Source organism: Geobacter sp. AOG2, assembly GCF_019972295.1.
Lineage (GTDB): Bacteria > Desulfobacterota > Desulfuromonadia > Geobacterales > Pseudopelobacteraceae > Oryzomonas.
In genome coordinates, this window is the sequence record NZ_BLJA01000001.1 from 199,617 (window position 1) to 224,976 (window position 25,360).

Annotated in this window: 19 protein-coding genes; 9 read left to right on the forward strand and 10 right to left on the reverse strand. The window is 57.3% G+C overall.

Annotated features, from left to right (window positions below; translation table 11 throughout):
* Positions 1-17: 17 nt before the first annotated feature.
* Positions 18-794, reverse strand: coding sequence for a carbon-nitrogen family hydrolase (locus LDN12_RS00925; RefSeq protein WP_223920744.1), 777 nt, complete (start codon positions 792-794; stop codon positions 18-20).
* Between the two features lie 7 nt (positions 795-801).
* On the reverse strand, positions 802-3,144 hold the full coding sequence (locus LDN12_RS00930) for a DNA translocase FtsK (RefSeq protein WP_223920746.1): 2,343 nt from the start codon (positions 3,142-3,144) through the stop codon (positions 802-804).
* A gap of 164 nt (positions 3,145-3,308) precedes the next feature.
* On the opposite strand from LDN12_RS00930, the gene LDN12_RS00935 reads away from it, so the two are divergent.
* The 3 genes from LDN12_RS00935 (at position 3,309) to LDN12_RS00945 (ending at position 5,212) form a co-directional block, all read left to right on the forward strand.
* Positions 3,309-3,653, forward strand: coding sequence for a nitrous oxide-stimulated promoter family protein (locus LDN12_RS00935; protein WP_223920748.1), 345 nt, complete (start codon positions 3,309-3,311; stop codon positions 3,651-3,653).
* 109 nt (positions 3,654-3,762) lie between these two features.
* Complete coding sequence (locus tag LDN12_RS00940; RefSeq protein WP_223920750.1) at positions 3,763-4,515, forward strand: ATP-binding protein; 753 nt, start codon at positions 3,763-3,765, stop codon at positions 4,513-4,515.
* A 169-nt stretch (positions 4,516-4,684) separates the two neighbouring features.
* The gene (locus LDN12_RS00945) at positions 4,685-5,212 is read left to right on the forward strand and encodes an O-acetyl-ADP-ribose deacetylase (RefSeq protein ID WP_223920751.1); all 528 of its coding nucleotides are present in this window, start codon (positions 4,685-4,687) and stop codon (positions 5,210-5,212) included.
* A gap of 18 nt (positions 5,213-5,230) precedes the next feature.
* On the opposite strand, the gene LDN12_RS00950 is transcribed toward LDN12_RS00945, so the two are convergent.
* The gene (locus LDN12_RS00950; RefSeq protein ID WP_223920753.1) at positions 5,231-6,475 is read right to left on the reverse strand and encodes an EAL and HDOD domain-containing protein; all 1,245 of its coding nucleotides are present in this window, start codon (positions 6,473-6,475) and stop codon (positions 5,231-5,233) included.
* Between the two features lie 209 nt (positions 6,476-6,684).
* Here LDN12_RS00950 and LDN12_RS00955 point away from each other — a divergent pair, with 209 nt between their 5' ends.
* From LDN12_RS00955 to pckA, 3 genes are all read left to right on the forward strand, one after another.
* Positions 6,685-8,634, forward strand: a complete 1,950-nt coding sequence (locus LDN12_RS00955; RefSeq protein ID WP_223920755.1) for an ABC-F family ATP-binding cassette domain-containing protein — start codon at positions 6,685-6,687, stop codon at positions 8,632-8,634.
* Between the two features lie 457 nt (positions 8,635-9,091).
* Positions 9,092-10,945 carry a phosphoenolpyruvate carboxykinase (GTP) gene (locus LDN12_RS00960; RefSeq protein ID WP_223920757.1) on the forward strand — a complete coding sequence of 618 codons (1,854 nt, stop codon included), beginning with the start codon at positions 9,092-9,094 and terminating at the stop codon, positions 10,943-10,945.
* Positions 10,946-11,107: 162 nt separating this feature from the next.
* Entirely contained in the window at positions 11,108-12,700 is a 1,593-nt protein-coding gene (gene pckA, locus LDN12_RS00965) for a phosphoenolpyruvate carboxykinase (ATP) (RefSeq protein WP_223920758.1), read from the forward strand.
* Positions 12,701-12,752: 52 nt separating this feature from the next.
* Here the strand turns inward: pckA and hypA are convergent, their stop codons facing one another.
* The 3 genes from hypA to LDN12_RS00980 all read right to left on the reverse strand — a co-directional run bounded on the left by hypA (position 12,753) and on the right by LDN12_RS00980 (position 13,960).
* The gene (gene hypA, locus LDN12_RS00970; protein WP_223920760.1) at positions 12,753-13,088 is read right to left on the reverse strand and encodes a hydrogenase maturation nickel metallochaperone HypA; all 336 of its coding nucleotides are present in this window, start codon (positions 13,086-13,088) and stop codon (positions 12,753-12,755) included.
* A 132-nt stretch (positions 13,089-13,220) separates the two neighbouring features.
* On the reverse strand, positions 13,221-13,427 hold the full coding sequence (locus LDN12_RS00975; RefSeq protein ID WP_223920762.1) for a hypothetical protein: 207 nt from the start codon (positions 13,425-13,427) through the stop codon (positions 13,221-13,223).
* A gap of 197 nt (positions 13,428-13,624) precedes the next feature.
* Positions 13,625-13,960, reverse strand: a complete 336-nt coding sequence (locus tag LDN12_RS00980) for a cytochrome C (RefSeq protein WP_223920764.1) — start codon at positions 13,958-13,960, stop codon at positions 13,625-13,627.
* A gap of 201 nt (positions 13,961-14,161) precedes the next feature.
* Here LDN12_RS00980 and LDN12_RS00985 point away from each other — a divergent pair, with 201 nt between their 5' ends.
* Together LDN12_RS00985 and LDN12_RS00990 are read left to right on the forward strand one after the other, a co-directional pair.
* The gene (locus LDN12_RS00985) at positions 14,162-15,664 is read left to right on the forward strand and encodes an efflux RND transporter periplasmic adaptor subunit (protein WP_223920766.1); all 1,503 of its coding nucleotides are present in this window, start codon (positions 14,162-14,164) and stop codon (positions 15,662-15,664) included.
* Positions 15,665-15,680: 16 nt separating this feature from the next.
* Positions 15,681-18,839, forward strand: a complete 3,159-nt coding sequence (locus tag LDN12_RS00990; RefSeq protein ID WP_223920768.1) for an efflux RND transporter permease subunit — start codon at positions 15,681-15,683, stop codon at positions 18,837-18,839.
* A gap of 97 nt (positions 18,840-18,936) precedes the next feature.
* Here LDN12_RS00990 and LDN12_RS00995 read toward each other — a convergent pair whose 3' ends face one another.
* The 3 genes from LDN12_RS00995 to LDN12_RS01005 all read right to left on the reverse strand — a co-directional run bounded on the left by LDN12_RS00995 (position 18,937) and on the right by LDN12_RS01005 (position 23,047).
* The gene (locus LDN12_RS00995) at positions 18,937-19,416 is read right to left on the reverse strand and encodes a hypothetical protein (RefSeq protein ID WP_223920770.1); all 480 of its coding nucleotides are present in this window, start codon (positions 19,414-19,416) and stop codon (positions 18,937-18,939) included.
* 13 nt (positions 19,417-19,429) lie between these two features.
* Complete coding sequence (locus LDN12_RS01000) at positions 19,430-21,811, reverse strand: multicopper oxidase family protein (RefSeq protein ID WP_223920772.1); 2,382 nt, start codon at positions 21,809-21,811, stop codon at positions 19,430-19,432.
* Positions 21,812-22,246: 435 nt separating this feature from the next.
* On the reverse strand, positions 22,247-23,047 hold the full coding sequence (locus LDN12_RS01005) for a TatD family hydrolase (protein WP_223920774.1): 801 nt from the start codon (positions 23,045-23,047) through the stop codon (positions 22,247-22,249).
* Between the two features lie 26 nt (positions 23,048-23,073).
* Here LDN12_RS01005 and LDN12_RS01010 point away from each other — a divergent pair, with 26 nt between their 5' ends.
* A complete protein-coding gene (locus tag LDN12_RS01010) occupies positions 23,074-24,174 on the forward strand; it encodes a TIGR04283 family arsenosugar biosynthesis glycosyltransferase (protein ID WP_223920775.1) in 1,101 nt (366 codons plus the stop codon).
* Here the strand turns inward: LDN12_RS01010 and LDN12_RS01015 are convergent.
* The gene (locus LDN12_RS01015) at positions 24,149-25,345 is read right to left on the reverse strand and encodes a phosphatidylserine/phosphatidylglycerophosphate/cardiolipin synthase family protein (RefSeq protein WP_223920776.1); all 1,197 of its coding nucleotides are present in this window, start codon (positions 25,343-25,345) and stop codon (positions 24,149-24,151) included. The genes LDN12_RS01010 and LDN12_RS01015 overlap by 26 nt on opposite strands.
* Positions 25,346-25,360: the final 15 nt, after the last annotated feature.

Here is a 25,360-nt window from a genome sequence, read left to right on the forward strand (position 1 = left end):
GGCTCCGTGGCATTATATCAATACAACTCGGGCCTGCGATCGCTGAAGCAGGGTATCTGGGCACGCCAGTCGGCCATGGCCTGCATGTCCAGGTCGGCTGCGATTTCACCCTCCCCATCGCCCGCTTCGGCCAGAACCTCGCCTTTGGGATCGATGATCATGCTCATGCCGAAGAAGTCCAGCTTGCCGATGGGGCCGCAGGCGTTGCAGGCAATCACGAAGAGCTGGTTTTCGATGGCGCGGGCGCGGACCAGGGTGCGCCAATGTTCCTCACGCGGTTTGGGCCACTGGGCCGGGATGCAGATCACCTGTGCCCCTTCCACGGCTAGCCGCCGGGAGAGTTCGGGAAAACGCAGGTCGTAGCAAATGATTACACCGATCTTGCCGATGGATGTCTCGGCCAAAAGCCAGCGGTCGCCGCCGGAAAAGGCGCGGTCCTCGCCCAAAAGGGAGAAGAGATGAATCTTGCGGTAGACTCCGGCCAAGGTGCCGTTGTCGGCCAGGAATACGGTGTTGAAAACCTTGTCGCCGTTGGGTTCGGGCATGCTGCCGACAATCACCAACTTAAGCTCCCGCGACAGGGCCAGAAGTTCTTCCACGATTCCGGCGGTGCGCAGGGCCAGTTCGTTGAGGGTCTTGTAGGCAAAGCCGCTGGACCACATCTCCGGCAGCACGGCCAGGTTGGCGCCTTGCGCCGCGGCACGCTGTAACGCCCTGCGGACGTGAGCCAAGTTGGCCTCAACGTCCCCCTGCTTGACGTTGAACTGGATGGCAGTTGCCCGTATTGAACTCATTTTCGTTTCACCTCGTCAGTTGGGAGCTCAGATAGGCATTGATGATGTCAGTGTAGATCTCGCGGGGCTTGCTGGTGCCGTCGCTGGGGGCGACCATACCCTCACGTTCCATCATCTCGATGATGCGCGCGGCACGGTTGTAGCCGATGCGTAGACGGCGCTGGACCATTGAGATGCTGGCCTGTCTGGTGTCGGCCACCAGCCGCAGGGCGTCTTCCCATCGTTCATCCTGTTCCTCTTCCTCTCCGTCACCGGCCTTGTCGTCTGTGTCCTTCATTTCCAGGATCGATTTTTCGTAGACTGGCTTGCCCTGTTTCTTGAGGAAATCCACCACCCGCTGGACCTCGGCGTCGGAGACGAAGGCGCCGTGGATGCGTTGCAGTTTGGAGGTGCCGGGTGGCATGTAGAGCATGTCACCGGCACCCAGCAGGCTCTCGGCGCCGTTGCAGTCCAGGATGGTGCGCGAATCGACCTTGGATGATACCTGGAAGGAGATGCGCGACGGCAGGTTGGCCTTGATCAGGCCGGTGATCACGTCCACAGACGGGCGCTGGGTCGCCAGGATCAGGTGGATGCCCGAGGCACGGGCCTTCTGGGCCAGGCGGGCGATATGCTCTTCCACCTCGCGTCCGGCCACCATCATGAGGTCGGCCAACTCATCCACGATGACCACGATGTAGGGGAGGTGGCTGTGTTCCAACTCCTCTCCAGCGTCCATGACAAAGGGGATCGGGTCCACAATAGCTTCCCCGTCCTCGACGATCTCCTCCAACTCTTCGATGATCTCGGCCTCGGGAATGGCACCTAGGTCTTCCAGTTCCTGAGCCTCGCCGGCCAGCTTCTTGTTGTAGGACTCGATATTGCGCACACCCTTGTCGGCCATCAGCTTGTAGCGGCGTTCCATCTCGTTGACCGCCCACTTCAGGGCCAGGGATGCCTTTTTGGGTTCGGTCACCACCGGCAGCAGCAGGTGGGGAATGCCCTCGTACATGGAAAATTCCAGCATTTTGGGGTCGACCATGATCATACGCACGTCATGGGGTGTGGCGGTGTAGAGCAAGGACAGGATCATGGTGTTGATGGAAACCGATTTGCCCGATCCGGTGGAACCGGCCACCAACAGATGCGGCGCCTTGCCCAGATCGGTGACCACCGGCGTACCGGCGATATCCTTGCCCAGGGCCAGCGGGAGCTTCATCTTGTGGTGATGGAACTCCTCACAGTTGAAAATCTCCCGGAGGAAGACCATGTCGCGGTCGCGATTGGGAACCTCGATCCCCACCACCCCCTTGCCGGGAATGGGAGCCACAATGCGGATCGACATGGCCTGCAACGCCATGGTAAGATCGTCAGACAGCCCGGCGATCCGGCTGATTTTGATGCCCGGTGCCGGGGAAAACTCGTACATGGTGATGACCGGGCCGGGGCAAATCTCCACCACCTCGCCGTCAATACCGTAATCCTTGAGTTTTTTCTCCAATAGGCGGGCGTTCATGGTCAGGGCGTCCCGGTCCAGTTGCTTTTCGGTGGCCGGTGGGACGTCCAGCAGGGAGAAAGGGGGGGTAAGGAAGTCGCCGTCGGCCTTGATAAACTCGAAGGATTCCTGGACCGAGGCGTTCTTTTCGGCTTCCTTTTTCCGGGCCTTCTCCTTTTTAAAGGTATTGGCCCGGGCCGGGGGCGGTGCGCCCGGTTTGATGACCGGTCCGGCAGAGGCGGCCACCACCGGTATTCCCTCCTGTTTGGCCTTTTCTCGGTGGCGCTCCTCGCGCCCGTGGGCGCGACGCTCCTGCCAGGCAAGCCATTTGTGCTTGAGGGTTTCCAGCCACCATCCGGCAAAGAGGATAAAGGAAAAACGTGACAGGATCATGATCGAAGCCGCCAGCATCGGCAGCAGCACGAGCATGGAGCCGGTTATGCCGACCGTCCCCCTGAGTAGGCGTGCGGTGATCACCCCCACGGCGCCGCCAGTGGGTACCTGTTGGCCGAGGAACAGGGTCTTGTCTCGGAAGAAGGCGAACAAGGCCGCAAGGGTGAATATCAGTCCGAAAAACGCCAAAAGCTTGTAAGAGCGCAGGCGGATTTCCTTAAACCGGAACAGGGTGTAGGCCATGTACAGGAGTGCCAGGGGGACCAGATAGGAGGCCAGGCCGAAGCAGATGAAGAATAGGTCGGCCACTTGGGCTCCCAAGCGTCCCCCCAGATTGTGGATGGCGCCCTCGCTGGAGTAGTTGTTGAAGGATACGTCGCCGGCGTTGAACGTCGTGAATGCCAGCAGAATAAAGACGCCAACCGTGGCGAGCGCCATTCCCTGCAATTCTTTGGTGAGTTTTTCTTTTTTTTGCTCTGCCATTGGGTTTATAAGGCTCGAATTCACAATCCGTGTAGTGATGAAATCAGGTCATATTACCTGCAATTCGGGGGGAGAGGCAAAGGAAAAATTGGACGGCGCCGCAAAAGGAATTTATTTGACCTTTGTCATGTAATGATCAGAAATAAAGAGTCAAGATGACAACCATGGAAACGCTTACAAAGCTTCAGAAAAAGGATATCAGGCTGATCGGCAAGTTCGTCGAGGTCTACTGCGCCGGCAAACACGGTGCCGGCGAACATTCGACGTTTTGCCTTCCGGCTGGGTTGGGGGAGCGCCGGATGTGCGCCGAGTGCGCCGAATTTATGGCGTATGCAGTCGCCAGGCGGATAAAGTGCCCGCTAGAGGCCGAAAAGCCGACCTGCAAGCACTGTCGGGTCCATTGCTACAACAAAACGAACTTGGCAAAGGTGAAGGAGATCATGGCCTACTCCGGTAAAAAATTGATGCTGAGGGGGAGGCTCGATTACATCTGGCACTATTTTTTCTGAAATCGAGATCAGAACCTGCCGCAGAGACTCTGAGATACAGAGGAACACAGAGATAAAGCTTGAATCTAAAATAACCACACGGAAATTCTGAAAAAAGGGGAGAACAATCATGTTGAGAAAGATCGTGAAGATAGACCAGAACAAATGCGACGGCTGCGGATTATGCGTCCCCTCCTGTGCGGAAGGCGCCATCAGGATCGTTGACGGCAAGGCGCAGCTTTCGGCGGAAAACCTGTGCGACGGCCTGGGCGCCTGCCTGGGAGAGTGCCCGCGGGACGCCATCACCGTCGAGGAGCGGGAGGCCGACGGATTTGATGAAGCGGCCGTTGCGCACCACCTGGCAGCCCAGGGCCGACCCGCGCCGACCCATAACCATACAGCCTCGGCCCCTGCGGCCGGCCATCACCACCACGGGGGCGGGTGTCCCGGCTCCCGCGCCATGAGCTTTGCCCGCACGCAGGAGGCCGCCGTTTCGGAACCCTCCGGCAGTCGCCAGAGCCAGTTGGCCCAATGGCCTGTGCAACTGCACCTGGTGTCCACCAGTGCCTCCTATTTCCAGGGTGCCGACCTGCTGATCACGGCTGACTGTGTGCCGGTGGCCTATGCCGGCTACCACGAGGATTTCCTCAAGGGGCGCGCCGTTGTCATGGGGTGCCCCAAACTGGACGACAACCAGTTCTACCAGCAGAAACTGACCGAGCTGTTCACCCGTTCCGATATCAAGAGTGTCACGGTGCTGAAGATGGAGGTGCCCTGCTGCGGAGGGATCGCCGTGGCTGCCCGGCAGGCCATCGTCGCCAGCGGCAAGCAGATACCCTACAACGAGGTTACCATCGGCATCCAGGGTCAGATCAAGGGATAGTTTTTTGATGGTGTTTTTCGGAGCGGACCGGCCAAGGGTGGGAGTGAAATAATTCCTGCCCGGAAAAAGAGGCTGGCCCGATGGCGGGGAAAGCCTTCGGGTCGTTTCTGTTCCCTGTTTATGGTATACTTGCCCGTAAAGCATATATCCAGCTACCGGGGGCAAGGCCATGAACCCACGAATCGAGATTATACGGGGAGACATCACGCAAATGGCGGTGGACGCCATCGTTAATGCCGCCAACAACACCCTGCTGGGGGGCGGCGGGGTAGACGGCGCCATTCATCGGGCGGCGGGGCCGGAACTGGTGGCGGAATGCGCCGGCCTAGGGGGGTGCGAGACCGGCGACGCCAAGATAACGGGGGGTTACCGGTTGGCGGCGCGTCATGTCATTCATACCGTTGGTCCTGTCTGGCGCGGCGGAGACCAGGGAGAGCCGAAACTTCTGAGGAGCGCCTACCAGCGCTGTTTTGAGGTCGCCGCGGAAAATGGCCTGCACAGTATCGCATTCCCTGCCATCAGTTGCGGCGTTTACGGTTATCCAATGCAGGCAGGAGCACTGATAGCGCTGTCTGTGGCCCAGGAGGCCGCCGGGCATAACCCGGCGCTGGAACGGATAGTCTTCGTTGTGTATAATGAACAAGCGTTTCAAGTCTATCAGCGTGCCGCGGTCTCTTTGAAGATGGAGTTGGATTGAAGGGGGCGGGCTGGTCTCCTATTCGCTTTTTGAGATGCTGGTTCGCCAGTTGAAGGCGTCCATTTGTGCGGTCAGCAGGGTGGAGATGGGGATGCCACAGGTTTCGGTCAAGTGATGAACCTCACCGAAATTGGTTTGTTCAAGCGTTTCGGCCAGTGCCAGGAGGGCTCCCAGAGTTCCCTCGCGGTTGACCAGAGCAGCGGCGATCTCGTCGTTAAGCCGTAATTCCCGTACAACTCCTTCGACGGACGTTTCGAAGAGCACATCAACCAGTGACAGGATGCCGAGCATGAAGGCCGACTCCACCTGTTCGCAGCCACGAGGCAGGTTGTAACGTTCCATGACCAGGTACTCCAGAAGACGTCCACGAACGGCAGCCATCTCCAGCAGGGGGTTGTTGATTCCCCGGCTGTCGGCACTGGCGAAGATGGCCAGTTGAACCCAGTGTCGCAGCTTGTCGAGCCCGAGCAGCATGATGGCGTGCCGCAGGCTGTTGATCTTCTCCCGCAGACCCATATGCACCGAGTTGACCAGTTTCAGCATGTTGTACGATAATTCCGGATGATCCCTGAATATCTCCTCGATTTTGCCGAAATCCGTCTCAGTTTGAAGATAGCCGAGCAACCGCAGCATTGCCAGTCTGGATGGCTCAAGCCCTTTTCGTTTGAGCACCGCCGGCCGGGCGAAGAAGTATCCTTGGAACAGTTCGAAGCCTAGTTCGAGACAATCCTGAAACTGCTCCTGCGTTTCTATACGTTCCGCCAGAAGGGTGACCGGGAAATGGTGAAGCGCGGCCACGACCTCGGGCAGGCTGGCGGGGTCTGTCTCCAGGAGGTCGATCTTCACAATGTCCACGAAGCGGTACAGGTCGTGATGCTCCGGTGAATAAACGTGATCGTCGAGGGCCAGGCGATAGTTTTTTGCCTTGAGTTCGATGCAGCGCCCTTTAACCACGTCGGTCAACTCCACTGATTCCAGCAGTTCCAGGATGGTCTGTCTGGGCGGCAGGACTTCGACCATGTCCGAGAAGAGTACGTCGTGGGTGACGTTGATGAAGCCATCCTTGTCTCCCAGCACGCTATTGAGGCCAAAGTTGGCCAAGGCGCTGGAGATTACGCTCATGCTGGCCTGGTCCTGGTTTTTGTATTCGCTGTAATTTTTCTCGGTCGAGCGGAAGAGAAGTTCGTAGCCTACGATCTCCTGGTTGATGTTCAGGATTGGCTGGCGTCCCAGGAAAAATTTTGTGAGCGATGGCATGTTCATGGCTGGTTTCGTCCGCGTCCGAAGCGTAACTCGTCGAGTGGACGCCTGTTGGTCGGCTTGTCGGAATAGTGCATAGATCTCTAAACTTTATCATCGTATCGCCAAGAATGCGAATGCAAAATAACGCTGCAAGACCACCAAGGCTGATCTGTCCCCCGGACCACGCGCGTCACTTGCCGATGATGCCTTTGCTGTGTTACAACAGTGCCATGCTCCAACTCATAGATATCTCCAAAGACTTTGCTGGCACCCCGCTCTTTACGGCCATCTCCTGGCACCTGAAAAAGGGTGAACGGGTTGCGCTGGTAGGCGAGAACGGCGCGGGCAAATCCACCCTCATGAAGATCATTGCAGGGCTCAATGAAGCCTCCTCGGGCGAGATTCAGTTTGCCAGGGGTGCCAAGGCTGCGTATCTGCCCCAAGACGGCATCGTCACGAGCGGACACACCTTGTTCCATGAGGCGCGGGCGGCGCTTTCGGAACTGCTGGCTATGGAAGAGGAGTTGCACCGCTTGGGGCAGGAATTGGAGAGGCTCCCACATGATTCTGGTGAACATGCGACTGCCCTCCAGCGTTACGGGGAACTTCAAGAGCAGTTCCGCCACCAGGGCGGCTACACGATGGAGGCCGAGATCGGGACGGTGCTGAAGGGACTGGGATTTTCCCAAGCTGATTGGCAGCGGGATTGCGGCGAGTTCTCGGGCGGCTGGCAAATGCGCATCGCCTTGGCCAGGTTACTTTTGCAGAAGCCAGACGTACTGCTTCTGGACGAACCGACCAACCACCTGGATATCGAAGCCCGCAACTGGTTGGAGGAATACCTCTGTTCCTACCCCGGCTCGGTGGTCCTGGTCTCCCACGACCGTTTCTTCATGGACCGGGTCTGCAGCCGGATCAGCGAGGTCTGGAACCATGCCATCACCGACTACCATTGCAGTTACTCCAACTACCTCGTCCAGCGGGAGGAGCGGGTCACGGCCCAGCGGGAGGCAAAGCGTCGCCAGGACGAAGAAATCGAGAAGTCCGAGGATTTTATCCGCCGTTTCCGCTACCAGGCCAACAAGGCCTCGCTGGTGCAGTCACGTATCAAGCAACTGGAAAAGGTTGAACGGATCGTCCTCCCTCCGGAACGGAAAAAGATACGTTTCTACTTCCCCTCTGCCCCTAAAAGCGGCAAGATCGTCATGGAACTGAGAGGGCTGACCAAGGCCTACGGCGACCATGCAGTCCTCGACCGAGTGGATCTGGTTATCGAAAAGGGTGAGCGTGTTGCTCTGGTGGGCCATAACGGGGCTGGCAAGTCTACTCTCATGTCGGTCCTGGCCGGCGCCAAATTCCAGGGCGGTGAACGGGTCGAAGGGCACAATGCGATCATGGATTACTTTGCCCAGGACCAAGCTAGTGTCTTGGATGTCACGCGCACGGCCTACGATGAGCTCTATGCCGGTGCCCCCTATGAGATGGTTCCCAGGTTGCGGGACATTCTGGGCGCCTTTCTCTTTTCGGGGGACGACATCCATAAGAAGGTCGGCGTTCTCTCCGGCGGCGAGCGCAATCGTTTGGCCTTGGCCAAGATGCTGCTGCGGCCCTCTAACCTCCTGTTGATGGACGAACCGACCAACCACCTGGACCTGTTCAGCAAGGAGGTGCTCCTTGACGCTTTGCGTTCTTTTGACGGCACGGTGGTGTTCGTCTCCCACGACCGTTATTTTGTCAACGGCCTGGCAACCCGTATCGTAGAGGTTGAGGGAGGGACTCTGACCAGCTATTATGGCAATTACGAATATTACTTGGAAAAAAAGGAAAAAGGGGTACAGGCCAGAACCCTGGACGCGGCACGCGCCGGTGCTACCCATCGGCTGTCCGTTCCCGTCGAGGCTGCTCCGCTACCGCCCCCCGAGGTGACCAGAGAAGAGCGGAAGAAGGGACGCGAGGAGGAGAAGCAGCGCAAGCGGGAGGAACAGGGGCGCCAGAAACAGTTGGCCGCTGTGGAGGGCGAAATTTCCCGTACTGAGGCTGAACTTTCCCGTCTGGAGGTGGAAATGAATGCCCCCGGATTCTTCGACGACCCACAGCGGGGCGTCGAGGCTGGAGAGCGTCACGCGGCCCTGAATAGCCGATTGGAGGAGTTGTACGGGGAATGGGAAGACTTGTCGTAGTATGTCCGTTCCCTTTATTTTGCCTAAAACCGGTCGGCGACTATTCTGACAGCAGTTTGGACCTCCGCAAAAGGATTCCACGGCTTAAATCTGTCGGGACCGGATGAGTTCTTTACGCTATTTATTTAGTAAAACGCTTTTGCATTTTCGGAATCCCTGTGGTATTTATTACCGATAAATTTTTTGATGTTGTTTTATGGGGAGCAGGACAGCAAAATTCAACGGTGTTTACCTGTGGTCGCGAGGTCGCGCAGACCTGTAACTGGTTTTCATCTGGAACCCCGGTCAATTGCCCTGACAAGTTTGAGCATGACTGTTTTTGTCCGCCCTTCTTCCTGGTGCCGTTCCCACCGCACATGCACTGCTAAACGTCAGTACGATCAGTTCATACTGCCTATCGTGACCAAGATTTTTTCGGTTTTAGGTATGAAACTTAACGACATGAGGAGGAAGTGGTATGAGTTACGAAGTTCCGAAGAACGAAAGGCTGCTGAAATGGGTTGAAGAGGTCGCCGCCCTCTGCGAGCCGGAACGGATACACTGGTGCGATGGTTCCCAAGAGGAGTACGACGAACTTTGCGGTCTTCTGGTCAAATCCGGCACCTTCAAAAAGCTGAATGATCAGAAACGCCCCAACAGCTATCTCGCTTGGTCGGACCCAATCGACGTGGCCCGTGTGGAGGATCGTACCTTTATCTGCAGCCTTTCCAAGCAGGATGCAGGCCCCACTAATAACTGGACGCCTCCCAAGGAGATGAAGGAAACCCTGCAGAAGCTCTTCAAGGGGTGCATGAAGGGGCGCACCATGTACATCATCCCGTTCAGCATGGGACCGTTGGGTTCCAATATAGCCAAGATCGGGGTTGAGATATCCGACTCCCCCTACGTTGCCGTCAATATGCGGATCATGACCCGCATGGGTAAAGCCGTCCTGGACGTGCTTGGCGACGGCGAGTTCGTCCCTTGCCTCCATTCCGTGGGTGCCCCGCTTGAACCGGGCCAAAAGGATGTCGTCTGGCCTTGCAACAAGGAAAAATATATCGTCCATTTCCCGGAAGAACGGTCGATCTGGTCGTTCGGCAGCGGCTACGGCGGCAACGCCCTCTTGGGCAAGAAGTGCCTCGCCTTGCGCATCGCTTCCAAGCAGGGCAAGGATGAAGGGTGGCTGGCCGAACACATGCTGATCCTTGGCGTGGAGTCGCCGAAAGGCGAGAAGACTTACGTCGGAGCCGCTTTCCCTAGCGCCTGCGGCAAGACCAACTTTGCTATGCTCATTCCACCCAAACCGTTCCAGGAAAAAGGATGGAAGATCACTACCATCGGTGATGATATAGCCTGGATTAAACCGGCTGCCGATGGGCAGGTGTACGCCATCAATCCAGAATATGGCTATTTTGGCGTGGCCCCCGGCACCAACTACAAGACCAACCCTAATGCCATGATCTCCTGTGAGAAGAACACTATCTTCACCAACGTTGCCTTGACCGAGGACGGCGACGTGTGGTGGGAAGGGATGACCGACGAGGCTCCTGCAAAGCTTACCGATTGGCAGGGGAACGAGTGGACGCCCGGCTGCGGCCGTCCGGCTGCCCACCCCAATGCACGCTTCACCTCGCCGGCCTCCCAGTGCCCCTGTATCGACCCGGATTGGGAAAACCCCAAAGGGGTTCCGATGAGCGCCTTTATCTTCGGCGGACGCCGCAAGGATACAGTGCCGCTGGTCTACCAGGCCTTCAACTGGAATTACGGCGTTTACCTTGCCGCCACCCTGGGTTCCGAGACCACGGCGGCAGCAGTCGGCGCTACCGGCAATGTCCGTCGCGATCCCTTCGCCATGCTCCCCTTCTGCGGCTACCACATGGCCGACTATTTTGCTCACTGGCTACAGTTTGGCCGTACAGTGCCCCGTCCGCCGCGTATTTTCAGCGTCAACTGGTTTCGCAAGGATGCCAACGGCAAGTTCATCTGGCCCGGCTACGGCGACAACATGCGGGTCCTGAAGTGGATTGTCGAGCGGGTTCAGGGCCAGGGGGGCGCCGTTGAATCCCCACTGGGCTGGATGCCGCGTTACGAGGATATGGATTGGGAGGGGCTGGACATGTCCCGCGAGAAGTTCAATGAGTTGATGTCGGTTGACCGGGATGTGTGGCAGAATGAGGTCATCTCCCACGAGGAGCTGTTTGTCAAGATGTACGACCGACTACCAAAGGAGTTCCTCCATATCCGCGAGTTGATCCTCTCCAGCCTGTGGCGTTCCCCGGAGCATTGGGAGCAGATTGGTGAAGTCAATCCCGAAGGGTGGAATGAATAGGGATAAGAGCCTCTATGGCTGCTGAATCCTGGTCTTGAGGTAACGATGGACTAAGGCCTTTAATGGAAAAGCCGGACAAGAAACCATGCTCCTATGGTTTCTTGTCCGGCTTTTCCGTTCCCGCACGAAATGGTCGCCATTTGCCATACCGGAGGTGGAACGATGAAATTCAACGATGTCACCCGCGGCAGCGGGCTGGAGGAACACGGCATCACCAATGCGAACCTGATCTTCTGGACCCCGCCCACGGCGGTCCTCTACGAACAGATCATCAAGCGGGGAGAAGGGCTTGTCTCCCACTTGGGGGCCATTGCCGTCAAAACCGGCCACTACACCGGCCGTGCCGCCAATGAAAAATTCATCGTCGATGAACCCGCATCCCACGACAATATTGCCTGGGGCAAGGTCAACAAGCCGTTTGCCCCGGCTAGGTTCGACGCTCTCTACAACCGCATGCTGGCCTACATGCACGGAAAGGACCTGTTCGTGCAGGACTGCTTTGCCGGCGCCGATTGTGAGCACCGCCTCGCGATCCGGGTTATCACCGAGAAGGCCTGGCACTCCCTGTTCGCCCGCAACATGTTCGTGCGCGCCACCCCGCAAGAACTCGAAACCATGCGCCCCCAGTTTACCGTCATCAATATGCCGAATTTTCACGCCATACCGACGGTGGACGGCACGAACTCGGAGACCTTCATCATCGTCAACTTCGCCAGGAAGCTGATTATCATCGGCGGAACCGGCTACGCCGGTGAAAACAAGAAGTCGATATTCACCATCCTTAACTATCTCCTCCCCATCGAAAAAAAGATCCTCTCCATGCATTGTTCGGCCAATGTGGGGCTCAAGGGGGATACGGCCATCTTCTTCGGCCTGTCCGGTACCGGAAAGACCACGCTTTCGGCCGATCCCAACCGTTCGTTGATCGGCGATGATGAGCATGGCTGGGATGACAAGGGGGTTTTCAACTTTGAGGGAGGGTGTTACGCGAAGATCATCAGGCTTTCCAAGGAGGCCGAACCGGAGATTTATGAAACAACCCGAAGGTTCGGCACCATTCTGGAGAACGTCGCCATCGACACCCATAGCCGCAGGATTGACCTGGACGACGACTCGTTTACCGAAAACACCCGGGCGTCCTATCCCCTGACCCACATACCCAACATCGTGCTTTCAGGGACGGCCGGTCACCCCAGCAATATCATCATGCTGACCTGCGACGCCTACGGTGTGCTGCCGCCCATTGCGCGGCTCTCCAAGGAGCAGGCCATGTACCACTTCCTCTCCGGCTACACCGCTAAGGTCGCCGGCACCGAGGCCGGAGTCAAGGAACCCTCGGCCACCTTTTCCACCTGCTTCGGCGGTCCATTCATGCCTCTTGATCCGGCGGTATATGGTGAATTGCTACGGGAAAAAATCGTCCAGCACAACGTTTCCTGTTGGCTGGTCAATACCGGTTGGAGCGGTGGCCCCTATGGCGTCGGCTCCCGCATAAAGATCGACTACTCTCGCGCCTTGGTTAATGCCGCCCTTGATGGCACCCTTGTCTCCGGAAGCTACGAGAAGGATCCCTTCTTTGGCCTGGATATCCCCACTGCCTGCGCCGGGGTGCCGGCTGAGGTGCTAAATCCGCGTAACACGTGGGCTGACAAGGCTCATTACGATGAAACTGCTGGGAGGCTCGTCGCTCTATTCAGGGAAAATTTCGAGAAATATAAGGCCTCTGTTCCGAAGGAGGTTGCCGAGGTTCTGTAGACGTTCGGGGAATCATGACAAAAGCGGGCGCTGCCATCGGCACCGCCCGCTTTTATTCATCGACCTCTATTTCCCTAACACGCATTTCTTCGCCCGCCTCTATGGTTACCCGGTAGCCGCCGCAGCGGGCACATGATCCAAAGGCCGCCGTCAGGGGCGTGTCTATCCCGCAATCCAGACAATGCCCCCGGCCCGGAATACGCACGATGTTCAGACGCGCTCCCTCCAGCAGCGTACCGTGACTGCATGCCTCAAAACAGAACTCCACCGCGTCGGGGGCGACACTGCTCAGTTCACCGATCTCCACATCCAATGAGAGTACCCGCCTGCCGCTGGCGTGTTGTTCGCAGATCTCGATGATTCCTTGGGTTATGGACATCTCGTGCATGGGGGCTCCTTCGGATGGGTGTGGTTATTCATCCTGAATTTGCTACTTTTTTGGAGAAACTGGCTTGGTTATAAAAAAAGCCCGCGAGGGAAACCTCGCAGGCTTTTATGCGATCCACACAGGGAAAGCGAATTACTTCTTCTCGGGCTCAGCCGGAGCAGCCGGAGCAGTCGGAGCCGGAGCTTCCGGAGCTTTAGCAGAAGACATCGGCTTCTGTTCAGGAGCCGGAGCAGCTGCCGGAGCCGGGGCCGGAGCCGGGGCTTCTTCTTTTTTCTTGCAGCCGGCAGCAAAAACGGTAGCAAGGGCCAGGACCAGTGTCAGGGAGATCAGTTTTTTCATTTGTGTCACCTCTTTCTGTTAGAATTCACCATTTGAACGCTAAGCGCATGGTTTTGAAAATCAAACACGAAATATACTCGCTAAAAATTTTATGTCAATATTTTTTTGATGCAAATAGGGCTGTTTTTTAGAAAAAATAATTAGAGCACAAACTAAATATGCCCATTGAAAATCATCTCTGAGAATACTCCATTGAGTCAATGATGAAAACGCCCTTTACGACCCTGGTGTGCCGGCGTCGGCGTTTTGTGGCAATCAAAGCAGGCTAGTTCCTCGACTTTTTTGGCGTCGAGCGGCGATTCCTGCTTGCCCTTCAGGGCGAGATTGTATTCCGGAGTCTGGAAGTATTGCCGTCCGCGTTCGTCAGACACCATGGCAGGTTGGTAGGTGACCTGCCAATTTGCGGAGATCGCTACGGTATGGCACTGGTCGCAGCCGCCGGGCGGCGGGATGCTTTTCCAAGCATTGAACATGGTGCAGCCACAGAGGGCCATACCTAGGGCCGATGCGGCAAAGGCAACAAACACTCTCATGATGAAGCTCCTCAGGCACGATAATTATAGAGATTACCTCCTGATCCATGCTTGCGCAAGTCATTTCGGCAAGATAAAGGAGAAAAGCGCATACTATCCGCACGTACGTCAGACCGTCCACAATTCCCGCCCGGCTTTAATCCCTAAGCAGCACGAATATTGCCCTCAAAGAGCTTGGTTCTATTGTAATTCGACACCGCTATGATAAGATATCTCTTCATCATCGCCTGGAAGGTGAGGGTCACCTCGTTTCTCCACGGGTATACGCCAGCAACGGGAGCCGGAACCATGGCCGTCATCACAAAACGAAGACTACTTCTCGTGCTGTCTCTGGTGCTTATCGCCGTTGCTGCCTTCTTTATCCTAATCCGTAGTGGACATCAAACGACGTTTACGGCGGCGGTAGGGAAAACCTCTGTGGAATACACCTGCCCCATGCACCCCTTCATCATCAAGGACCGACCGGGGGTCTGCCCGATCTGTAATATGGAACTGGTGCGGAAGGTCCCGGGGAACGCCGACGTCAGGGATCTGAATCTCAAGGAACACGTCTATCTCTCGCCGTCGCAACAGGTGATGGCAAACCTTGAGGTGGTAACGGTCATATACAAGCCGCTCTTCAAATCAATCGAGGCAGCAGGAATCGTAAACTACGATCAGACCCGCCAGGCAAGGATTTCCGCATGGGTTGCGGGCCGCATTGAGAAACTTCATGCTGATATGGTTGGAACGCGTGTGGTAAAGGGCAAGCCCGTTGCCGAAATCTTTTCTCCTGAACTTGCCAGCGCTGAAGAGGAATATCTCAGTCTGTTCATGGAGGCGGATCAGCAGGAGCGCGTAGAACGGCTCAGAAATACTGGATTTCCATTGTATTGGGCAAAACTTCGTCTTGTCCAGCTAGGCTTTGGGGATGCCCAGTTCAGAGAGCTTGAAAAGGTATCCAAGCCGGTGGTACGCATTCCGGTCTATCCTCCCATGGACGGGGTTGTGACGGAAAAAAACGTTCAAGAGGGGCAGTATGTCAAGGTGGGAGACGCCCTGTTCGGTGTTGCCGATCTTTCCCAGGTCTGGGGTGAGCTTGACGTGTACGAGGATGAATTCCCTTATCTAAAGGTAGGCCAGCAGGTAGCGTTGCTCAGCAGGTCATATCCTTCGCGGGAATTCACTGGCCGTATCACCTATGTGTATCCTTTCCTCAACCCGAAGACCAGGACGAATCGTGTACGGGTAGCGGTGACCAACAAACAGTTACTGCTTAAGCCGGACATGGTTATCAATGCGACGATCCAGGTGCCGCTCGGCACCGGTCTGGCGGTGCCTGCCGAGGCTGTGGTGAATACCGGTGACCGGAATCTCGTTTGGCAGCAGATAAAGCAGGGAGTCTTCGTTCCCCATGAGGTAACGATAGGTGTGCGTTATCGCAATGATGTCCAGATCTTGGCCGGCCTTAAGAAGGACGATGCCGTGGCCGCCAACGGGGCCTTTCTGGTTGATTCGGAGGCCCAACTCAGGCCAGGCGGCACTCGCATAGGTGGTAGCCAGGATACCGTCCCGGCAATAGTTTCCTCCCCCGGTCACGACCCTGTGGTACGGCGCGGCAACCCTTTGTCCGGCACAAAAAACGACATGGATATGGATGACATGGACATGTCTCCGCCCTCCTCCGGAACGTCGCAGGGCGCAAAAAAAGCAAAGCAGCGCTAACGGGGCATGATGCGGCATGATTGAGCGAATTATAGCGTTTTCGGCCCGGAATAGAATCCTCGTCCTGCTCGCTTTTGCCGTTGTCATCGGCTGGGGTGTCTGGGCGCTCCGCACGACTCCCATCGATGCAATTCCCGACCTGTCGGACAACCAAGTGATCGTCTACACCGCATTTCCCGGGCGTTCTCCTCAAGTCGTTGAGGATCAGGTGACCTACCCACTGGCGACCAACCTTCAGGGGCTTTCCCGGGTCAAAGCGGTCCGGGCCTCGTCGGCTTTCGGTTTTTCCATGATATATGTCATTTTCGATGATCAGGCCGATATCTATTGGGCCAGGACGCGCGTCATGGAGCGCCTCGCCTACGCCTCTGCATTTCTTCCCCCCGGCGTTGCCCCCCGGATCGGCCCCGAAGGCACCGGCGTTGGCCATGTGTTCTGGTATACCCTTCGTGCCAGAGGGTACACCTTGGAGCAGCTACGTACCCTGCAAGATTGGTTTGTGCGCTATCAACTTGGCACGGTCCAGGGGGTGGCGGAGGTGGCTTCCATCGGCGGTTTCGTGCGGGAGTACCAGGTCGAGTTGGACCCCAAGCGTCTCTTTGCCTACGGTGTGACGACGGCTGATGTGATCAGAGCGCTCAAACGTTCCAACAGCGAAGCTGGCGGCCGGGTCGTGGAACAGGCTAACGCGGAATTCATTATCGAGGGCAAGGGCGCTGCCGCATCCGTTGAAGATATCGGGAATACCCCTGTTATGATCGGCCAAAACGGCGTTGCGGTTCTGGTCCGAAACCTGGGGATCGTGCAGGTGGGAGGGGCGTTCCGTCGCGGCCTGCTCGACTTGAACGGCGAAGGCGAGGCGGTGGGTGGTATCGTCGTTATGCGCTACGGTGAGAATGCTGCTCAAGTCATCAGGCAGGTGAAGGAAAAGATCGCCTCCCTGCAAAAAGGACTTCCCAAGGGGGTTGAGATCGTTACGGCCTATGATCGCTCGGAACTGATCAGCCGGGCCATTGCCACTCTGAAGAGGGTGCTGACCGAGGAGTCTGTGGTCGTGGCGCTGGTCGTGCTAGTATTCCTTCTGCACTTGCGGAGCGCCCTGGTTATTATCCTCACGCTGCCGGTAGCCGTCATCTGCGCCTTTATCCCCATGAAGCTGATGGGCATCAGCTCCAACATCATGTCTCTGGGTGGTATCGCCATTGCCATCGGCGTACTGGTAGACGCCGGTGTTATCATGGTGGAAAATGGTTATCGCCATCTTGCGGAACTTCCACCCGAGGAGCGAAAAGAGCGCCGACTGGGGGTCATCATCTCTTCGTCGTGCCAAGTCGGAAGAGCGATATTTTTTTCCTTGGCGATTATTGTCCTTTCGTTCGTCCCGGTATTTCTCCTGGAAGGCCAGGAGGGGAAGCTCTTTCATCCGCTTGCATTCACGAAGACCTTTACCATGCTGGCATCGGGGGTTTGCGCCATTACGTTGGTGCCGGTTCTGATGTACGTATTGCTGCGAGGAAAAATGTCTCCGGAAAGTGCCAATCCGGTTTCATCATTTTTTATCCGGCTGTACGACCCGGTCATTCGCTGGGCACTATACTGTAAGAAAACGGTCATCTTCCTCAACGTCGCGGCACTACTCGTGGCTATTCCGCTTTTTTTCTCCCTCGGCAGCGAGTTCATGCCCAACCTGGACGAGGGGTCATTGCTCTACATGCCGGTCACGCTTCCCAATATTGCCATCACCGAGGCGAAGCGCCTGATCCAGGTACAGGATGCAATCATCAAAGGGCAGCCTGAGGTCTCTTCGGTACTTGGGAAGGTGGGACGAGCGGAGACCGCCACCGACCCTGCGCCAGTTTCCATGTTTGAGTCCATCATTAATCTCAAACCTCGGGAACAGTGGCGGCCCGGCGTCACGAAAGATGACATCGTGGCCGAACTGGACGGCAAGCTCCAACAGGCAGGCGTGCGCAACGGCTGGACCCAACCGATTATCAACCGGATAAACATGCTTTCTACCGGAATCAGGACTGATTTGGGGGTAAAGATATATGGCAATGATCTCAACGTTCTGAGGGACCTGGCCACGCAGGCGGAGACGATCCTAAAGCAGATTCCCGGCGCGGCCGATGTGGTGGCCGAGCGGGTCACCGGCGGCGAGTACCTGGACATCACCATTGATCGCTTGGCGGCTGCTCGGTATGGTGTTCAGGTACAGGATGTGCAAGATGTCGTTGAAACAGCGCTCGGCGGCGCGATGATTTCCGAGGCAATGGGTATGGGGGGTGGAAGGGGGCGCTTCCCTATCAGGGTCCGCTACAACCGCGACCAGCGTGACACCATCCAGAAAATTCGGCATGTCCTGGTGGCGGGGGCGGGTGGTACTCTGGTGCCGCTCTCGCTGGTGAGCCAGATCACCACCCTGTCCGGGCCGCCCGAGATCAACAGCGAGGGGGGTATGCTCCGTTCGCTGGTATTCCTCAATGTTCGGGGCAGGGACATGGGGGGCTTTGTGGAAGAGGCCAGGCAGGCCCTGAACCGTGGGATCAACCTGCCGTCGGGGTATTCCATCGCTTGGTCAGGGCAATGGGAAAATCAGGTTCGCGCCCGGGAGCGGTTGCAGGTCATGATCCCGCTCGGCCTGCTGGTCATCTTCGTGCTGCTCTATTTCACCTTCTCGTCGGCCCTGGAAGCGGCCATGGTCATGCTCTCAGTGCCGTTTGCGCTGGTGGGGGGGGTATACTTGCTGTACCTCATGCACTACCATCTCTCGGTGGCAGTATGGGTCGGTTTCATCGCACTGTACGGTATTGCGGTGGAGACTGGCGTGGTCATGGTCATTTATCTGCACGAGGCCCTTGACCGCAAGTTGCAACAGGGGGCGGTAACCGCTCAGGACATCATCGACGCTACCTGTGAGGGGGCGGTCCTGCGGCTGCGACCCAAGCTGATGACCGTGGCGGTGGCGTTGCTCGGCCTGGCTCCGTTGCTGTGGTCCTCCGGCGCCGGCGCCGATGTGATGCGACCCATCGCCGTGCCCATGATCGGCGGGATGGTCACCTCGGCCATCCACGTCCTGGTCATGACCCCGGTGATCTTTGTTTTGATGAAGCAGCGCGACCTGCGGCGCGGCAGACTCCGGCCGAGCCGGTCCTCTGCAGGCCCCCGGGCCTGAAAAGACCGGGTGGGAAAGAGTGAGACCACGAAAGCAATGAACGCCGGAAGTTCGTGTCTCCCGTCGCTCATTAGCGATGCTGGCATGGTCTCCAAGACTATTTTTTGGTCATTTCCAGAGTAACGGAGTCCTGTTTGACCGGGACTTTCGGATCGGAATAGGCGAGGATGGCTTTGCCATTGATCCGGGAACCGCTCTTCACTGTTCCGGTAAAACTGACAGAAAGGCCTCGTTTGTGTTCGGTTGTAAACTTCAACTCGTCACCGTTTCGCGTCCCGCTCAGCTTCACCTTTGCGCCGGCCACCTTGGTAAAGTTCATAATCCCGTGAATCTCTCCAGCCTTCTGGGTAAGCTCAAATTCCAAGTCGCTTAGGGATTTGCCGGTTTCCGGCAGCGTCATCCTGCCCCCCCATTTTCCGCTCAAATCGGCCTTGTTTGAACAACCGCAAAGCCCTGCTAGCAAACACCCCACCATGAATAGCCCAGTTTTCCGATACACGAAACCTTCCTTGATCATATATTCCCTCTTTGCTAACCAGCCGGGCCGAGGTCCACCCGGTCCGGCTGGTGTTGTCATATCAGTACCGCTGCTATTTGACCGTGAAGGGACGCATCATCTCCATGTCTTCGTGGGAAATAATATGACAATGGTACATGTAGGTTGCAGGGGCCTGGGCGCCAGCCGGGAGGTCAAATTTGGCCCGGATGCGGACATAGCCCGGATTTACCACTTCGCCGCCGCCATTCGGGTCGTAGGCGACCATCGCCGGCGGTACCTTAACCATATCCTTGTAACCGATTTCGTTGCCTGAGCGGGCATAGAGCGAGTTGCCCGGCGTATCTGGCGTCAACGTGCCGGTTGGGGTGCCCGACGGATCTTCGCGCGGATCAGTATTCGGCATGTAGGCCGTGTAACTGGAAACCGGCTCCGGCAAGGCCCCCACACCGTCTGCTCGAATGTAGTTTGGAGGGGAAGCTGGTGGGTCAGGAGGAGCCGGTTGCGGCGGCAGCCCCAGAATCGCAAGCTCTGCGTCCGTGAGCGGTGTACCGCCCGGTCCGGCCTTGATGTGCCCCTTCTCGATAATCTGGAACTTGACCAGATGGAGATGGATCGGGTGCATGTCGGGGGTGGTGTTTATAATCACCCACTCCTCAACCGAATTTTTCGAGACAACCTCCGTGATCGGGTCTGAAAACTGAAGGCCGTTGATGAGTAGTTCGGTGCGGTAAACAGTGCTGTTCGCTATCGGATCGAAAAAAGCGTAGGCCTCGTCCTTGCGTTCTTGCAGGTCTATGTACCTGACCCTGTCGGGAACCACGCTGTTCAGGTCTCCGCCCTGCTGATTGAAGGGGCGCAACGAAGCATCCCATGATTTTATCTGGGTGTCGTAGGATGCCGAGGCGGTTCCGGCATCGACCGCGAACATCATGACCTTGCCGGTGGTGTTCGGATCCAGGGTAGACATGTCTTCGTTGGCGGGGCCAAACAGGCCGCCAAAGGGGGCGGGGGCGTCATTGCGAAGTATAAGTCGGCGCCCGACGCCATTGTTTTTGAATACAGGGTGGGAAAAGTCAATCACAATGTCAGCCCGCTCGGCATTGGCAAGGGTCAGCCCCAGGCTGCGGCTACCGGTCATGACCGGTACGGCCTTGGGGAAAAGTCCCTGTTCCGCGCCGATCTGGATGATCGGCCATGCGAGTCCCGGCTGGCCGGCCGCCTGCGCCGCCGTGTCGGCCATCTCCTGATCAATGACCTCTCCGGTATCGGCATCCTGGAGCCAAAGATTATAGACCCGGGAATCGGCAGCGTTCAGGAAGCGGAATCGGTAGGCTGTCTGTTCCACCGTCTTGACCGGCCAGGCAGACCCGTTGACGACATTGACGGTGCCGAACATCTCGGGCCGTATGGTGTCCGTTGTATTGCCGTTTTTGTCTCGCAGAGCGCTAAAGGTATATAACCCCAGGTTGGTAAAGGTCGGGAAGATCAGATGCCCATCGGCGGTAAATGCCTTGTCCTGGATGACGACGGGAAGGTCATATTTGTAGGACTTGAGCGTTGGGACCACCGGATTAGGGCCGAGTGGCCCTTTGGGAAGAGCGGGGGTAAGGGTGTTCTCAAAGTCATCCCGGATGATGTAGAAGGCAGCCAAGTCTGCATAGGCCTGGAGCCTGGTGATGCCGTAGGAATGGTCGTGGAACCAGAGGGTAGTGGCATCCTGGTCATTGGCATAGGTGTAGACGACCCGATTGTCGGACGGTCGCCCGGGAAACCCCCGGGAAGGATCGGCGGCCAGCCCGTACTTGACGGTGGTCTGCTGGCTGGCCGGAATGTTGGTGAACCATGCCTCGGGATGGCCGTCATAGCGCCAATCAACATGCGCGCCGTGGAGGTGGGGTACGGTTCGTACCTCAGGTTCTCCCTGATTCATACCGTCTACTGTTGCATCCACTGTCAGGAGGTGTTTAGTGAGCAGCGGGCCGGTGCCCTTGATTCCTTTGACCAGTCCAGTCGCGTTGGGGTTGATCTGTTCGTCCCGCAGGTCATTCACGTAGGTGACAGTCACCGGATTGTTACTCGTCGACTCGATGGTGGCACCATAAATTCCGAGAGGGGCATCGTTGACATCATAATACCACGTCGGTGTTGTTATTGTCTGGCCGGTGACTGGGTCTTTGGGCCGTATGGTCTGGCCGGTCACGCCGTCCACGACCCGCAGGCCGAAGTCCCAATCGGCATTCTGGCGTGCCGTTACCGTGTAGGTGTCGGCAGTCGTGACCGGAGCTATGGGGATTTCGATGAGCGGAGTCTTGAATTTTACCAGGGTTTTGGCGTTGAGCGGATTCTGTGAGGCACTGGTTGTGGAACCCCCTGAACTGTAATTGTTGGTTGTATCGCCGCCGCATCCTCCAAATATGAGTGTCGCGCAGGCAAGCGACATTATCACCAAAGGTGCAAATCTTTCCCTTGTCATATGCTAGTACCTCCCCACTGTTTTTGTTGGATCGTAGAGGTTGGCTGGAGGACAACAGCCCCAGCCTTTTTTTGATTTTTGCGAATAAAATTGCAGTTATCAGGCCAAAATAATTAAAGCAATGATATAAGGCTGTTATCGAAGGGAGTGGGTGGCGGCCGAGATGGGGCTGCAATAAATATTGCAATTATGCGGGACGTAAGGTTTTAACGGTGCCTGTGGGATAGGTGCAAAAAGAGATTTGTCAATATTTGTGGATTGTGCAACAAATATGGATAGATAAATCGGTGCGGTCCAGCTAAATCACGTGTAGGGTAACGATTGCTGAGAGGGAAGCCTTCCATAACTGTTCAATAACACAAAAGTGTGCAATCTTTTACCGTTTCGCCGGACGGTACGGCTACGGGATAAAGCGAGTCAATAATCGTTGCGTTCTCAAACGAGGCCCAGTACCCTGACGCTATTTTCGTGCGTGGCAGTCGCAACAGTATCCGGTGTGATGTTTTTGGCCGCGGCAAGGGCGGACAGCGTCTCGACCAGCCAGGCAGGCTGGTTGGCCTCCCCCCGGTGCCCTTGGGGGGGCATGTCGGGAGCGTCTGTTTCCAAGACGAGATGTTCCAAGGGGATTTCACGGGCAAGGCGCGGGGGACGTACTGCACCCCGCCAGGTCAGGGTACCGGACAATGCGATGGCGAACCCGAGGCGTATAAACTCACGCGCCATCTCTGGCGATCCTGAAAAGGCATGCATGATGCCCCCCACATTATCGGCCTTTTCCTCCCGCAAAATCTGCAATGTCCGTTGAAAAGCCCGACGGCAGTGCACCAGCACCGGAAGGCTCTGGGAAACAGCCAGCCTGAGCTGCTGGCGGAATGCCATCTCCTGAATTTCGAGGGGGACGGGGTATGCCGGGTCCAGGCCAATCTCGCCGATGGCGGCGCTGCCGGTGGCCGCCCCTGCCAGGGTGGTGAGCACGCCATCGTCAGCTAGAGCAGCATACATGGGATGGACGCCGACGGCAGGCACGATTTCGTGATGCACTGCGGCCAGTGTCATGATCCGGCTCCAGCCGTCAGGGTGTACACCCGGCACCACGAAGCGCTGCACGCCGGCTTTGTGAGCCCTTGCAAGCACCTGCGGCAGGTGCGTGATAAGGGGTGCCAAATCCAGGTGGCAGTGGGTATCGATCAATCCCGTACCGATTTCGGATTGTGCATGTAACTGATTCGGATACACTGATATTCTTTCTCCCGGAGTCGCCCATGACGCACGGTCACACACCTGAACTTTCCATTATTGTGCCGGTCCTCAATGAGGTCGCCCAACTGCCATTGTTGTTTGCAATACTGTCCACTCAGCAGGGGCTCTGCTTTGAACTGATCCTCTGCGATGGCGGTTCGGACGACGGCACCCTGCAATTGGCGACTCAACTGGCCCTACAGGCCCTGTTCACCACAGAGGTCATCCGGGCGCCCCGCGGTCGCGGCCGCCAGATGAATGCCGGCGCTGGCACTGCCCACGCCGATACGCTACTGTTTCTGCACGCCGACTCGACGTTTGCTACGAACGATACCTTGGTCCGCGGGCTTTCAGCGCTTCAGGCCAAACAGGCCGTTGTTGGGTCCCATAGGGTCGCCGGGCGTTTTGCGCTACGCTTCCGCCGGAGTAACGACGATCCGTCCTTGGCCTATTTCTTCTACGAGGCAAAGACTCGGCTTCCCCGAAAGGAGTGTATCCGTGGCGATCAGGCTTTCATGCTTTCCCGCTCCTTTTTCCGGTCCCTCAACGGTTTTGACGAGCAGATGCCCTTCCTGGAAGACGTCCGCTTCGTGGAGGCGGTGGCGGCACGGGGAGATTGGCTGCTGCTCCCTGCTGAGATCGGCACCTCTGCCCGTCGTTTTGAAACGGAAGGGCTCTGGGAGCGGCAGGTGCTCAACGCCATTATCGTCAACTGCCTTGTGGCGGAGTGGACGGAGTTTTTCACCGCCCTTTCCGGGTTGTATCGCTTTGATGCCAATACCGGCCGCCTCTCACTCTACCCGATCCTTGACGGCATTCGCGTGTTGTTGTCGCGCCGCTCAAGGGGCTGGCGCCGCGCCTTTTGGCGCACCACGGGCCATCATGTGGCGGCCAACGCCTGGCAGCTATTCTTTTGGCAGGATGCCCGCCGTGCCTTTGCTGGAGGGAAGGGGGTGGGGGAGGTGGAATCCCATTGGCTTCGGCTGTATGAAGGCCGCCTGAAGCGGTTTTTCAGCACCTTTCCCGCAGCAGTGACGGCAGCGGCAGTGGTCCGGATCTGGTTCCGTTACATGCTTCTCCGAAGTTCCCGGAGGCCGGCTACAGAAACCAGGCAAACAGGTTAACCATTTTCTCCAGCAGTCGCGAAAGCTTGCCTCGGCGTTCGTGATCTTCCAGGATGACAGCCCTCGAATCCCGGAAGTCTTGCTCCAACATCCGGCCAATCTGCCTGCCGAAGGAGTTGTTGTCAATAATTCCGTTAATCTCGAAATTGCGGTGGAAACTACGCTGGTCCATATTGGCCGAACCAATCACCGTCCGCTCGCCGTCGATCAGCATGACCTTGGCGTGCAGTATCTGCCGTTCCAACTCGTAGATCTGAATCCCTTCCTTGAGCAAGGCAGAATAGTAGCTGCGTCCCACCAGCCGCATCAGCGGCACGTCGCTTCTGGCCGAGAGGAGTATGCGCACCAGCACGCCGCGCCGGACCGCCCGCAACAGGGAGCGGATGATGCGTGGGCCGGGGACAAAATAGGGTGTGACGATGAGGACACTCTCCGAGGCGGACGTGATAGCGGCCAGAAAGGCACTACGGATGTAGGAGCTGCGGTGGTGCGGCCCCCCGCTGACGATAATGACGTTGGCCTGTCCTGGGTGGAGCGCGCCAGGTTCCTCACCGCCGACGGGTATCCGGGGCGGTTCGTTCCGCTCCATCTGCCACGTTTCGGAAAAGATGCGTTCCAGCTCGCGCACAGCGCTGCCGGTGATGCTGAAACCAACATCACGGAACGTGAAAGGGCTTGAAATAAGGCCGGCGTATTCGTCACCGATATTGAAGCCCCCCAGGAATGCCTCACGGCCGTCGATGAGAGCCATTTTCCGGTGGTCGCGTTTATCAAACCAGTGGATACCCCGCTTGAACGAAGGTTTGTTGAAGGGCACGAGGCTGATGCCGTACTGGGCCAGGCTTCTGAAGTAGGCGGAGGGGGTTTCGACACAGCCGATGTAATCGTAGATCAGGAATACCTGTACGCCGCGCCGGTGCGCATCGGCAAGTTCGGCAGCGAAGGCGGAGCCGGTGGCGTCGTTGCGGATCAAGTAATATTCCAGGAGGATGTAGCGCTCGGCCAAACGGATTGCGCTGAAGAGGGCCTGAAAGAAATGAGGGCCGTCCGGTTGGAGCACCACCCGGTTGCGCCGGTAGGTGGCCGGCCGACCCACGAAGCGGATGTGTTTGAACAGGCGCAACATCCGCACCAAGCGCTTGTTATGCCGGATTGGAGTACCCTTTGCCATGGTGCCCCGCATGCC

Excerpts from the sequence above, each read along its gene's own strand:
- LDN12_RS00925 (WP_223920744.1), bottom strand. The coding sequence starts at position 794 with ATGAGTTCAATACGGGCAACTGCCATCCAGTTCAACGTCAAGCAGGGG.
- LDN12_RS00930 (WP_223920746.1), bottom strand. The coding sequence starts at position 3,144 with ATGGCAGAGCAAAAAAAAGAAAAACTCACCAAAGAATTGCAGGGAATG.
- LDN12_RS00935 (WP_223920748.1), top strand. The coding sequence starts at position 3,309 with ATGGAAACGCTTACAAAGCTTCAGAAAAAGGATATCAGGCTGATCGGC.
- LDN12_RS00940 (WP_223920750.1), top strand. The coding sequence starts at position 3,763 with ATGTTGAGAAAGATCGTGAAGATAGACCAGAACAAATGCGACGGCTGC.
- LDN12_RS00945 (WP_223920751.1), top strand. The coding sequence starts at position 4,685 with ATGAACCCACGAATCGAGATTATACGGGGAGACATCACGCAAATGGCG.
- LDN12_RS00950 (WP_223920753.1), bottom strand. The coding sequence starts at position 6,475 with ATGAACATGCCATCGCTCACAAAATTTTTCCTGGGACGCCAGCCAATC.
- LDN12_RS00955 (WP_223920755.1), top strand. The coding sequence starts at position 6,685 with ATGCTCCAACTCATAGATATCTCCAAAGACTTTGCTGGCACCCCGCTC.
- LDN12_RS00960 (WP_223920757.1), top strand. The coding sequence starts at position 9,092 with ATGAGTTACGAAGTTCCGAAGAACGAAAGGCTGCTGAAATGGGTTGAA.
- pckA (WP_223920758.1), top strand. The coding sequence starts at position 11,108 with ATGAAATTCAACGATGTCACCCGCGGCAGCGGGCTGGAGGAACACGGC.
- hypA (WP_223920760.1), bottom strand. The coding sequence starts at position 13,088 with ATGCACGAGATGTCCATAACCCAAGGAATCATCGAGATCTGCGAACAA.
- LDN12_RS00975 (WP_223920762.1), bottom strand. The coding sequence starts at position 13,427 with ATGAAAAAACTGATCTCCCTGACACTGGTCCTGGCCCTTGCTACCGTT.
- LDN12_RS00980 (WP_223920764.1), bottom strand. The coding sequence starts at position 13,960 with ATGAGAGTGTTTGTTGCCTTTGCCGCATCGGCCCTAGGTATGGCCCTC.
- LDN12_RS00985 (WP_223920766.1), top strand. The coding sequence starts at position 14,162 with ATGATAAGATATCTCTTCATCATCGCCTGGAAGGTGAGGGTCACCTCG.
- LDN12_RS00990 (WP_223920768.1), top strand. The coding sequence starts at position 15,681 with ATGATTGAGCGAATTATAGCGTTTTCGGCCCGGAATAGAATCCTCGTC.
- LDN12_RS00995 (WP_223920770.1), bottom strand. The coding sequence starts at position 19,416 with ATGACAACACCAGCCGGACCGGGTGGACCTCGGCCCGGCTGGTTAGCA.
- LDN12_RS01000 (WP_223920772.1), bottom strand. The coding sequence starts at position 21,811 with ATGACAAGGGAAAGATTTGCACCTTTGGTGATAATGTCGCTTGCCTGC.
- LDN12_RS01010 (WP_223920775.1), top strand. The coding sequence starts at position 23,074 with ATGACGCACGGTCACACACCTGAACTTTCCATTATTGTGCCGGTCCTC.
- LDN12_RS01015 (WP_223920776.1), bottom strand. The coding sequence starts at position 25,345 with ATGGCAAAGGGTACTCCAATCCGGCATAACAAGCGCTTGGTGCGGATG.